We start from the raw sequence: 11,149 nt of genomic DNA on the forward strand, positions 1-11,149 counted from the left end.
CGTCACAGATGGCCAGTCCACTGAGGATGCTCACCACGGTGGCGATGGCGGCGACCAGCGCGGCGGTGAACAGACTCCCCGTCTGCAACAGGGTCACCACTGGCGGCTTCGAGTGGTTTCGGCGGTGCCCGCCGGCGGGGGGTGTGGACGGACGCTCGGCCGGTGTGTGCTGCGGCCCTGCGACGAACCCGATGACGCCGGTCGTGTCGCCGTTGTCGCCGTTGTCACCGAAGGCGATTCGGGTGAAGGGCTCCGACTGCCCCAGCGCGGCGCTCTCTTGGAGAAGGTGCGCGAGTTCCGTCGTCGGATCCCACGCCGTCTGCGTCTCTCCTGGCGCGTCGAGCGGTTGTCCGGGGGAGGGGTGCTGCTGATACTCCGGCCGGCCCCAGAACGCGGAGGTTTCCGGATGGGAGGGGAACCCTTGGAAGTCCGGGTATCCGTATGACTCATACACGGAAGCTGCCACCCGAGCATTCGGCGACCGTCGTCGCGGATGGTGCCGTCGCACCCGACCGCCTGCCGAACTCGGCCTGGATCACGCTCATCGTATGGAGGAAATCCTCGAAGATCGATGAGGAGTAACGAAGATCGATTTCCAGACCGCCGATTCCCAGCGTCGCGTTCCGGGTTTCGCCGCGGTCGGTTGAGGGCGGAGTGAACATCCACTTCCCGACCCGGGCGGCCCCGGACTGAGAGCTGCCTCCCTGTCCGTCTCCCTCCGCAGGCGTGCGGAGGGAAACGGGTAGCTTTGCTGTTGTCATATTCAATAAACGCTCTCGATGTTGGTCTGGGTGCGTGCCATCCGGGTGACACCGGTCGGCATATAAGCGTCGACATCGTCTTGTCGTTTCTGCGGACGAGTCGGGATCGCGAGGATTCCGAGAAGCCATGTGCGTCGTGGCGGTGCTCGCCGTCCGTGCTGACGCGGAGGTCGCCTCCGCCGCGCGTGGGGCTCGTACGCGGTGAGGTCGGCGCGACCGGGGTGGCCCTGGAAGGCGACGATGACGGCGGCCACCGGCTTCCGCCAGTGCCTCCGGAGCCGCCCGCACCGGCCGCACCCGCGGCTGCGGGAGGCGGACCGGCGTCCGCCGACGGGGAGGGAAGAGCACCTCTTGCCGCCTTCGGTCGGCGGGCGACCTGACTTCCGCCCTGTCGCTCATCGGAACCGCCGGCGACCGGGCCCCGGAATGCCTGCCTCGGTCGACAACGTGACGTCCGTTTCCTGCCGGCGATCACACCTGCGTCGAGCCAGCCTGAGCACATGACCAAGTACACCGTGCTCCCCGTTGACGCGGCAGTTCTGGAGGAATTGCGGGTAGCGGACGATGCGGGCCGCCCCTGCGCCCCGTACCTCGCAACCCCCGACGACGCGGGCTCCCCCCTGCGCTGCTGTCTGCGCCCCATCACGCTCGGCGAGCGGATCGCTCTCGTCTCGTACGCTCCGTTGCGTCGTTGGGCCGCCGCCGGCGGGGCGGATCCGGGCGCGTACGACGAACAGGGGCCCGTCTTCATCCACGCCGACGACTGCGGCGGGTTCACCCCCGGCGGGGCCTACCCCTTCGATCGGGCGGGCGCCCTGCGTACCGTGCGCCGCTACGACTCCCGGGGTCATATCGCGGGCGGCCGCCTGCTGGAGATCCCGGTCGATGCCACGGCCGGCTTCGATACGGCCTTCGACGAGGCCTTCCACGATCCGGACGTCGTGCTCGTACACGTCAGGGCACTGGAGTACGGGTGCTTCCACTTCGAGGTCCGACGGCCACCCGCCGAGGAGCGGTAACCGCCACCTCGATGACCGGGAGGTGCCGCGCGCCTCCCGGATACGGGTGCCCGCCGGACGCCGAGGGATCTCTTCGTGCCCGGCCACGGCGGCCCGTTCAGGGCTCACGACAACACACCACGCGAGGCCGTCCGCCGTGGCCGTTGAAGCTCCTCAGATGCGCTGCGCGGTCAGCCTTCTCCCGTCCGCCTCAAGGACCAGAACGTTCCTGGCGGTACCGGCCAGGCCATGATCGCCGTCCCACCACTCGACGAAACGCCGGGCGAGCGATTCAGACGCGGGAGTTCCGGAAGTCCCTGCCGAGTAGTCCGTGCTCAACTCGACGTCATAGTCCTGTTCGGTCAGTTGAGCCGTGACCAGCATGCGGACGTGGTCCACTTCCTGGGCCTCACCCTTGGTACGAGCCCACGCGCGGAACCGCTCCAGCATCTCCCCATTCGTGGTCCGCTTCGTCACGGGGCCGGTGGGTAACTGCTCAGGGGAGTTCGCGACGCCGTTGAGGCAGCCTCGCACCCAGGAACCACGATCCACCTCGGCGGCGCTGCCGGCCTGCAAGGCCCGGCGGGTACAGCCGCCCCACACCGTCTCGCGCACGGCCGCCCCTTTGCCCGAGGAGTCGTAGACGGCCTTGCCCACGCCGTATCCGGCACGATAGGCGGCGACGTGCTCGGGTACGGCGGACGAGCGGGACGCGGGCGCAGGGCCGTCGAGCGGCTTACCGCCGCCGCAACCGGCCAGGCCGACCAACGCGGCGACGGTCATGCCGACTACACGGCCTGAGCGATGATTCATCATTCCCCCTGGGCATGGACTGTCACCCGATGAGACGGCATCCCGCGCTCATTGGTCGCATGCCCGAACACGCTCTCGCCCACCCCGAGGACTGGCGGGCCCCATCGACCGGGCGGCGTGACCAGTCGAGGCGACCCTCTCCTGACAGGCGACATCCGATCCTGGCGGTGGAGACCGGCTGTTCGCCGCACGGCGTAGCGTTGGCGCCATGATCGTATGGCTCAACGGCACCCACGGCGCGGGCAAGACGACGACCAGTGCACTCGTGCAGCAGCTGATCCCGGATTCACGTGTGTTCGATGCCGAAAAGGTCGGCGAGACGCTCATGGACATCAAGCCGGGGTTGCCCTGGACGGGCAACTTCCAGGACTGGTCGCCTTGGCGGCCACTCGTGGTCGAGACCGCCCGCCGCGTGCTCGACTTCACCGGTGGCACTCTGGTGATGCCCATGACTGTCCTGGTCGAGCAGTACTGGCGCGAGATCAGCTCCGGCCTCGCCCAGCACGCGATTCCGGTGCGGCACTTCGTTCTCCACGCTGACCAGGACACCCTGCGCGGACGCATCGAGGGAGACAAGGACCTTGGCCCGTCCCCGTTCCGTCTCGCATACCTCAAGCCCTACGCCGAGGCGGCCCGTACGTGGCTGCACGATGAGGCCGAGGTCGTCGACACCACACACCTCACGCCCGCCCAGGCCGCGGTGCGGATCGCGGAGGCCGTCAAGCGCTGAGGGGTCCGCCCGTCGCCCCGTCGCCCCGTCGCCCCTCGCCACCGCCGACCCGCCGCATTCACGGTGGCTCGAAGAGGGCTCTGATCAGCCACCGCCGACCTGAGTACCGGCGCGCGACAAGCATGGTCAACGCAACGATGCGACGTGGCGGAACTCTGTGCAACGCCCCGATCACGGCGTGGAGTTCGATGGTCGGCGAGGACATCGGGCGGGTGCGTTTTCGGCCAACGCGTCGTGAGACCGTCCCCGCTCGCACGGATTCCCGCACTCGCGCGCACCGGCTCTCTCCCATCGCCACCGGGCGGCAGGCTGCTCGGGAGTGGGGCGATTCACGGCAGCACCGGGCCGACGCGCGGTGTGTCGGCTTGACGCGATTCGATTCCAGGGTCACCCCGCACGGCCAGGCTGCCGAGGGAAATGGAACGTCATTGGTCGGAAACAGCGACGTAACTTCGCCGGGTAAACCCATGGGAAAACTTGGTACGGACCTGGGATGTCATGTTTTCGGTCAAGGTCAAAGGTGTGTTGAAGGCCCTGTTCGAGCCGTGTATGTTCTTGCCACGTTTAGACCGTCACTCGAGGGTGCGGTCTCGAATAATCGTGTGCCCGCCGCGCTTTCCCGTCGGCACGGTCGGCGAGGTCGGCATGCGATATCGGAGAAGAGTGAAGCGTGGAACTACTGCGAATACCCGAGAGCGAGAGGCGAGCACTCGATACGCTCATACCCGCCGACTCGGGTAGAACGGTGAAGCTGGGTACATTAGGCCCGAGCGGGACGAGTAGCGAGTACATCGCCCAATCGATGGTGCGTACTCTCGGCAACCGAGACTGCTTTAGCATCGTCCTGGAGAACACATACGAGCAGTGCATGGACGCACTGGCGACCGGGCAGGTCGACCTGGCACTGGTGGCCCATGCCTATCCCAAGATAAATGCCTTCTACATGAACCCGATCCTGGAGCCGGCGATCGTGTTTCGTGGCAACACGCCCGAATACGGACTGGCAACGCGACTCGACTTCGATTTCCATGAAGAGTTGCTCTTCAGTGACACCGTCGTCTCGCACCCGGCGCCCGTTCCCCTCCTGCAATACCATTTCGGCCGGCCCGTACAACTGGCCACCGCCACCTCGACGAGTCAGGCGGCCTGTGACGTCGCCGACGGGCGGTACAACATCGCCATCACCAACGAGCAGGCGGTGAGGGAACACAACCTGAAATTCGTCTACAGGTTCTCGCACATTCCCATGACGTGGACTGTTTTCTCGCGAAAGGTGAACAAGTGACCACGCAGACGCGTGAACGGCTGTATTTCCCGGCCCCCGACGTGGCGACCCAGGACAACGGGATCCGTTTCGAGTCCTATCGGCGTGACGACACCGAGGTCCGGCTCTCCTTCATCCCGCCCGGTGCCGTCGTGACGGGCCGTGACCCGGAGAAGGCGCGGGTCGGCATGATCGTCCGCGGCGGGCTCTCCGTGACGGTCGGGGAGGTGGTGAAGGTGATGAGGCCCGAGCACGACGTCTACGTCGTACCGCCTCACGTCGGTCTGTCGGCCGTGAACTCGACAGCGGAGGAGGCCGTCCTACTGGAGATCACGCGGAGCAAATCGGGCGAGAAGTACCCCGCGCCGACCGGATACTTCCTGGAACCTCTCGAGTCCCGCAAGTTCGTCAAGATGGACGTCACGTTCTTCCTGGCCGACTGGATCGAGCTGATGATCGCCGACATTCCCGGCGGCGGTCAGATGCCGTACCACAAGCACTCCCACGAGCAGATCGGCATATGTCTCGAAGGGCGTTATGACATGACCGTCGAAGAGACGAGTCACGAACTCCTGTTCGGCGGGACCTATTTCTGTGCCGGCCAGGAGGGGCACAGCGCGGAGAACCCCAACGCCGGCCTGGCCCGCTCCCTCAACATCTTCATTCCGCCTCGGTACCATCGCGTGCCCAAGCAGGAAGAGGAACAGGAAACGCCTTGATGCGCGTGGCTGTAGTCCTTGGCGCGGGCCACGGAATCGGGCGCGCGACCGCCCTGCAACTGCTTTCCAAGGGACATGTGACGGTCTTGTCCGCGCGCACGGAGAGCGCTCTGGAGGAGATCGCGGAGTTGTCCGGTGGACCTGACGTCCACGTGTTTCCGGGTGACGTCACATCACAAGCGTTTCGCGCGAAACTGGTTGATCATGTCGAGCGACGATTCGGCAGGATCGACGTACTCGTCAACAATGCGCCCGGCCCGGCGCCCGGAACCTTCGACAGCACCGAGGTCGGCGACGTGACAGCCGCGATGGAGCAGAAACTCGTCCCGTACCTGGATCTCATCAAATCCTTGGCTCCGATGATGGTGCGCAACGAGTTCGGGCGGATCATCAACATCGTGGGAAACATCGGCAAGGAACCCGCCCCCGGAATGTTTCTCTCGGGTCTGGTCAACGCGGCAGTGGCGAACGCCAGCAAATATCTGGCGAGTCAGTACGCCCCGCACAACGTGACGGTGAATTGCGTGCACCCCGGAACGATCCGGACCCGGCGCTACGACCGAGCCGTGGAGCACATGAGCAGAACCCGCGGAGTGTCGCGGTCCGAAGCGGAGGACCGCCTCAAGCAGGCCATCCCCATGGCCAGACCGGGAAAGGCCGAAGAGGTGGCCGCTCTCATCGGCTTCCTGGCATCCGAGGAGGCTTCCTATCTCACCGGACAGCAAATCTCGGTCGACGGGGGGCAACTGACATGCGTATAGGAGAGGAAGATCTCGTGTTCAAGGATCGTGTGGTCGTGGTCACCGGCGCCGCTTCCGGCATCGGGAAGCAGACCGCGATCGAGTTCGCCCGGCAGGACGCGCGGGTCGTCGTCGCCGACATCGACGAGCGGCTCGGCACCGCCGTCGTCGACGACCTGAAGGGCGACGGACTCGACGCCGTCTTCGTCAGGGCCGATCTCACCAGCGAAGCGGACTGCGAGAACCTCATCGGCGCCGCCGTCGAAACCTTCGGCGGGCTCGACGTCCTGGTCAACAACGCGGGGATCGAGATCTCGACGCCCCTGCACGAGATGTCCGAGCAGGAGTGGAACAAGCTCGTCGACACGAACCTGAAGAGCATGTTCCTGTGCTCGAAGCATGCCCTGCGCGAAATGGTCGAGGCGACCCAGGGCGTCATCGTGAACGTCTGCTCGGTCAGCGGGCTGGTCGCATGGCCCGGCATAGCCGCGTACAACGCCACGAAGGGCGGCGTGATGATGCTGACGAAGTCGCTCGCCGTCGACTACGCGCGGTACAACATCCGGGCGAACTGCGTCTGTCCCAGCATCATCGACACCCCCATGACCGACACGTCCGTCGACCACGACGCGTCGGTCAAGGAGGAGAAGGCGAAGCTGAACCCGATCGGGCGCCTGGGCACGCCCGAGGACGTGGCGAACGCGATCCTGTTCCTCGCCTCGGAGAAGTCCTCGTTCATCACCGGCGCCGCGCTCACCGTGGACGGCGGATACACGGCCATCTAGGCCGTTCTGTTCAGGAAAACCGCAAGAAAGGTTGGTTGGAGTGTCGAACCGATTGAGCGTCGAGAAGGGCGCGGCCAGGTTCCCCTTGCTGCCGGTTCTCGCGCTGATGGCCGGCATCTTCGCGGTCGGCTCGGAAGAGCTCGTGGTGTCCCCGCTGCTCGTGGACATGGCCACGTCGTTCGACACCACGGTGTCCGTGATGGCCCTGTCAGTCAGCACCTACGGCATCAGCACGGCCGTCGGCGCTCTGCTCTTCGCCCCGCTCGGCGACCGCTTCTCGCGCCGCCTCAGCCTGACGATCGGGATGGCCGCGTTCGTCCTGGGGACCTTGCTGTGCGCGTTCGCCACCGGGCCCGGTGTGTTCTTCACGGGAAGGGCGCTGGCCGGTCTGGCGACGGGAGCCTTCGTGCCGACCGCCTACGCCTTCGTCGGTGACCACATCGCGTATGAGCATCGCGCCAGGGCCATGGGCATCCTGGTGTCCAGTTGGTCGATCTCGCTCGTGCTCGGCGTGCCCTTGGGTTCCTTCATCGGGCAATGGGCGAACTGGCGGTGGACCTTCGCCCTTCTCTCGGTCCTGGGCGTCTTCGTCGCCTGCGTGATGCTGGTCACCGGAAGCGGCACCGGCCCCGCCGGTGAGGAACCGTCCCGGCCGGCGGGGGACACGGCCCCGGTCTCGTCGGAGCAGTGGATCCGGTCGGCGGCCCGGGCGTTCCTGGCGCCGAAGGTGGGCCTGTACGTACTGGCGACCTTCCTGAACATGCTCGGGTTCTACGGCATGTACACCTTCCTCGGCAGCGCCATGCAGTACCGGTTCGGCGACGGAAGCTCCATGACCGGCCTCATGATCCTGCTGTACGGTCTCGGGTTCGCGACGAGCTTCGTCACCGGCAGGTGGGCCGACAGACTCGGCAAGGAACGAGTCCTCGTCGCACTGCTGGGCGGCCTGGTGCCGGCCCTGGTGGCCATCCCGCTGGTGGCCCGTTGGACACCCGTGTTGGTGATCTTCCTGTTCCTCTGGGGCGCGATGCAGAGCCTGGTCGTCACCTTGCTCAGCACGCTGCTCAGCGAGTCCTCCCAGCAGTACCGCGGGACCGTTCTCGCCTTCTACAGTCTCGCGACCAACCTCGCGGTGGCCCTGGGCGCCGCGCTGCTCGGCCCCCTGTTCACGGAGTACGGGTTCTCCGCCGTGGGTTGGGTCTGCGCCGGGATCACCCTCGTCGCCTTCGCGCTCGGTGGCTGGGCCCACCTACGGACCACCGTGCGGGCAACGGGCGTCGACGACGGGCCGGTTCACGTTCTCGAGACGAAGGCGGTGGGACGTGAGGACTGAATTCGCGCGCAGAATACGCGACTTGCCCCGAAGTTCGTTCGCGACGACCGTCGGCAGGATCGCGGAGCTCGTGGAAGCGGGCGAGGACGTCGTCAACCTGTGCCAGGGCAACCCGGACCTCCCCACCCCGCCGCACATCGTCGAGGCCCTGCGCCGAGAGGTGCTCGACCCCGCCACACACCGGTATCCGGCATTCTCCGGCATGCTCGAACTCAAGGTCGCCATCGCCGAGTGGTACGCGGCTCACCACCAGGTTCAGCTGGACCCCGAGACGGAAGTCGCGATCCTCTTCGGTGCGAAGGCCGGACTGGTGGAGATCAGCCAGTGCTTCCTGAACCCGGGTGACGTCTGCCTCATGCCGGATCCCGCCTTCCCGGACTACTGGGCGGGCGTGGTGCTGGCCAGAGCGCGCATGCATCCTCTTCCCCTTCTACGGGAGAACGGCTTCCTCCCGGACTACGACGCCCTCGACCCGGCCGTCTGCGACATGGCCAAGCTGATGTTCTTGAACTACCCGAACAATCCGACCTCGGTGACGGCTCCGCTGGAGTTCCACGAGCGCACCGTCCGGTTCGCCGCCGCCCACGACGTGATCGTGGCGTCCGATTTCGCGTACGGGGCGCTGAGCCTGGACGGCGACACGCCGGTCTCGTTCCTGCGGGCGGCGGGAGCCAAGGACGTCGGTGTCGAGTTCATCTCGTTGTCCAAGATGTTCAACATGGCGGGATGGCGGATCGGTGCCGTCGTGGGCAACCGCGATGTCATCAGCGCCGTGAACCTCATCCAGGAGCATTGCTACGTCTCGCTCCCGCCGTTCATCCAGAGGGCGGCCGTCACGGCGTTGACCGGCCCTCAGGATTGTGTCCGGGAACTGTCGGACATCTACGCACGCCGAAGGGACGGCTTCGTCGCCGGGTTGAGGGGCGCCGGATGGCACGTCGATGTGCCGCGGTCGATCTTCGCCTGGCTGCCGATACCCGGTGCGGGCAGTTCCGTCGCGTTCGCCGACGAACTGCTCCGGACGGCCAAGGTGGCCGTGGCGCCCGGGCGTTGGTTCGGAGAGCACGGCGAAGGATACGTACGGGTGAGCCTCCTGGCACCCGAGGACAGACTCGAAGAGGCCATCGGCCGTCTCGCGGACTTCCGGACCACGCGCGAGTGGGAATCACCGTCGGCGGTGCTCGCCGCCCCCTCGCCGACGCCGAAATCCGGCAATCGGCCACATCAGTGACGCGGAAGGGAATCCACGCCATGGACAACGCCATCAAGGGCAAGGACGTCATCGAGAGGGATCGCCGGGAGATCGACGGTCTCGACGCGCGCATCATCGAGTTGCTCGGGCAACGAGCGCGCGTCTCGGCGCGCATACAGGGGAACCGCATCAACGCCGGAGGCCCGCGCACGGTTCTGGCCCGAGAGGCGGAAGTCCTCGGCCGGTACCGGCACGGTCTCGGCGCGACGGGCACGCCGATCGCGATGCACGTGCTCCAGTTCTGCCGCGGCGCCAGTCCCGCGGCGGATTCGGCGCCGGCGACAACGTAGTGACGGTCCGGCCGGCCTCCGGCGCGTCGCTCCCACGACGAAGCGCACGGGAGCCCGCCCGCATCCCCCACCCACGACACGACCCCCACCCACGACACGAACCGCCCCGCGCGGCCAGGTCCGGGTCGACCGGAGAACCACTGTGATACGACACGTCGTACTCTTCAAACTCAAGCCGGGATGCGACTGGAGCGATCCGCGTGTTCTGCGAGCGGAACGCACCGCGGCCAAGGTCGGCGACGAGGTGCCCGAGCTCAAGGAATGGCGCTACGGGCGCAACACCTCGACCCGCACCATCGCGTACGACTTCCTGGTCGACGGACTCCTCGACGACATGGAAGCGGTCGAGAGATATCTCGTCCACCCCTTCCACCAGGAAGCGATCACCCAGTGGCGAGCGATCAGTGACTGGGTCATGGTCGACGTCGAAGAATAGTGGTCATCGCGCCTGGCTACCCTGCCCGCCGGTCCCGTCGCGCAACTGCTCGGCGCCGCGGTGGCGACCTTCCTCACTGCCGGCCCCCGGCCGGAAGCCTGGACCTCGCAGGTCCGGGAATCGCCGCGGTCCTGCCCACTCCCGACGTACTGCTGGTACCGCGCCATCCCCTCACCGGGGAGACGTGGCGCCCCGCGTCCGGCCCGGCGGCAGCGGTCGTACCCGTGGACGCGGGGGTCTGGGCCCACCCAGTGAGGCGGCCCGGCGGCCGAACTCCGCGAGCGCGGCGACGACGTGGAGGATCAGACGCCCGCCGGGGTGGTGGTGTCCAGGTCCTCGTGGAGCGAGGTGCAGCCGCAGTCAGCCCCGTTCGAAGCAGTGAGAGCCGACCGGGCGAAGGCTTCGCGGAGACCTTCAGGCGGTCACTCCCAGCGTCGGGGCCCGGACCCGAACCGGCCTTGCGCGGCGCCACACCTTCCCGAAGGTAAAATCCAGGCAATGTCGCGGGACGGGGAGTGGTCGGCGTTCTCCTGAAGGGAGTACGAGGCACTCGACTCCCCATGCGGGGGCAGGGCCTGCGCCTTGGGAACGAGGTAACAATGTGTGAACTTCTGAACCGCATCTGGTCCCGACCGCGCCGGGAATGGACCCGGGTCCTGCGAAAGGAGCTGCCCGCGCTGGCCGCGGGGATCGTGGAAGAGTTGCGGGACGGCGTCCCCGGTCTGTCCTCTCGCATCGAGGGCATCGGCGACGAAGTCGTCAGGCAGCGGGTGGAGTCCGCGCTTCTCGCCGCCCTCGGCTACCGCGAGCCCATGGCCGCGCGACAGGACGAGGAAGTGGCTCGGCGACAGGACGCGCATGCCGGCGGCTCGTTGCCCACCCTCAAGGCCGTTCCTTCGCAAGGATCCGGCACAGGGGCCGAACGTACGGGGCCCGAACGTGCTCGGCGAGAGCTCTTCGCCGTTCTCACATCTGACATGCCCATGTCCGAAATAGCCCTGGCCGAACTGGCCGGCGCGGCCCGCTGG

At 66.9% G+C, this 11,149-nt stretch carries 12 protein-coding genes and 2 pseudogenes; 11 read left to right on the forward strand and 3 right to left on the reverse strand.

Annotation, left to right across the window (positions count from 1 at the left end):
• Both ADK55_RS04950 and ADK55_RS38330 read right to left on the reverse strand, forming a co-directional pair.
• Positions 1–454 (reverse strand): annotated as a pseudogene (locus ADK55_RS04950) (hypothetical protein); the annotation flags it as partial.
• Complete coding sequence (locus ADK55_RS38330) at positions 447–662, reverse strand: hypothetical protein (protein ID WP_159041281.1); 216 nt, start codon at positions 660–662, stop codon at positions 447–449. The pseudogene ADK55_RS04950 and the gene ADK55_RS38330, both read right to left, overlap by 8 nt.
• A 599-nt stretch (positions 663–1,261) precedes the next feature.
• On the opposite strand from ADK55_RS38330, the gene ADK55_RS04955 reads away from it, so the two are divergent.
• Entirely contained in the window at positions 1,262–1,780 is a 519-nt protein-coding gene (locus ADK55_RS04955; protein WP_053676223.1) for a DUF1203 domain-containing protein, read from the forward strand.
• A gap of 153 nt (positions 1,781–1,933) precedes the next feature.
• On the opposite strand, the gene ADK55_RS04960 is transcribed toward ADK55_RS04955, so the two are convergent.
• On the reverse strand, positions 1,934–2,542 hold the full coding sequence (locus ADK55_RS04960; RefSeq protein WP_053676224.1) for a hypothetical protein: 609 nt from the start codon (positions 2,540–2,542) through the stop codon (positions 1,934–1,936).
• A gap of 238 nt (positions 2,543–2,780) precedes the next feature.
• Here ADK55_RS04960 and ADK55_RS04965 point away from each other — a divergent pair, with 238 nt between their 5' ends.
• The 10 genes and pseudogenes from ADK55_RS04965 to ADK55_RS05010 all read left to right on the forward strand — a co-directional run.
• The gene (locus tag ADK55_RS04965; protein WP_053676225.1) at positions 2,781–3,302 is read left to right on the forward strand and encodes an ATP-binding protein; all 522 of its coding nucleotides are present in this window, start codon (positions 2,781–2,783) and stop codon (positions 3,300–3,302) included.
• 868 nt (positions 3,303–4,170) lie between these two features.
• Positions 4,171–4,587: a hypothetical protein gene (locus ADK55_RS04970; RefSeq protein WP_159041282.1), complete on the forward strand. Its 417-nt coding sequence runs from the start codon at positions 4,171–4,173 to the stop codon at positions 4,585–4,587.
• Entirely contained in the window at positions 4,584–5,285 is a 702-nt protein-coding gene (locus ADK55_RS04975; protein WP_053676227.1) for a cupin domain-containing protein, read from the forward strand. Before ADK55_RS04970 ends, ADK55_RS04975 begins: the two co-directional genes overlap by 4 nt.
• Positions 5,285–6,046 carry an SDR family oxidoreductase gene (locus ADK55_RS04980; protein WP_053676228.1) on the forward strand — a complete coding sequence of 254 codons (762 nt, stop codon included), beginning with the start codon at positions 5,285–5,287 and terminating at the stop codon, positions 6,044–6,046. The genes ADK55_RS04975 and ADK55_RS04980 overlap by 1 nt, the downstream gene beginning before the upstream one ends.
• 14 nt (positions 6,047–6,060) lie before the next feature.
• Positions 6,061–6,810, forward strand: coding sequence for an SDR family NAD(P)-dependent oxidoreductase (locus ADK55_RS04985; protein WP_107089100.1), 750 nt, complete (start codon positions 6,061–6,063; stop codon positions 6,808–6,810).
• 40 nt (positions 6,811–6,850) lie between these two features.
• Entirely contained in the window at positions 6,851–8,143 is a 1,293-nt protein-coding gene (locus ADK55_RS04990) for an MFS transporter (RefSeq protein ID WP_234349897.1), read from the forward strand.
• Positions 8,133–9,374, forward strand: a complete 1,242-nt coding sequence (locus ADK55_RS04995; RefSeq protein ID WP_078998489.1) for an aminotransferase class I/II-fold pyridoxal phosphate-dependent enzyme — start codon at positions 8,133–8,135, stop codon at positions 9,372–9,374. The genes ADK55_RS04990 and ADK55_RS04995 overlap by 11 nt, the downstream gene beginning before the upstream one ends.
• Before the next feature lie 20 nt (positions 9,375–9,394).
• Positions 9,395–9,685 carry a chorismate mutase gene (locus ADK55_RS05000; RefSeq protein WP_053676230.1) on the forward strand — a complete coding sequence of 97 codons (291 nt, stop codon included), beginning with the start codon at positions 9,395–9,397 and terminating at the stop codon, positions 9,683–9,685.
• Positions 9,686–9,827: 142 nt separating this feature from the next.
• Positions 9,828–10,121: a Dabb family protein gene (locus ADK55_RS05005; RefSeq protein WP_053676231.1), complete on the forward strand. Its 294-nt coding sequence runs from the start codon at positions 9,828–9,830 to the stop codon at positions 10,119–10,121.
• 599 nt (positions 10,122–10,720) lie between these two features.
• Positions 10,721–11,149: pseudogene (locus tag ADK55_RS05010) on the forward strand (PucR family transcriptional regulator); the annotation flags it as partial.

It is taken from the genome of Streptomyces sp. WM4235 (assembly GCF_001279725.1).
In the GTDB taxonomy this organism is placed as follows: Bacteria; Actinomycetota; Actinomycetes; order Streptomycetales; family Streptomycetaceae; genus Streptomyces.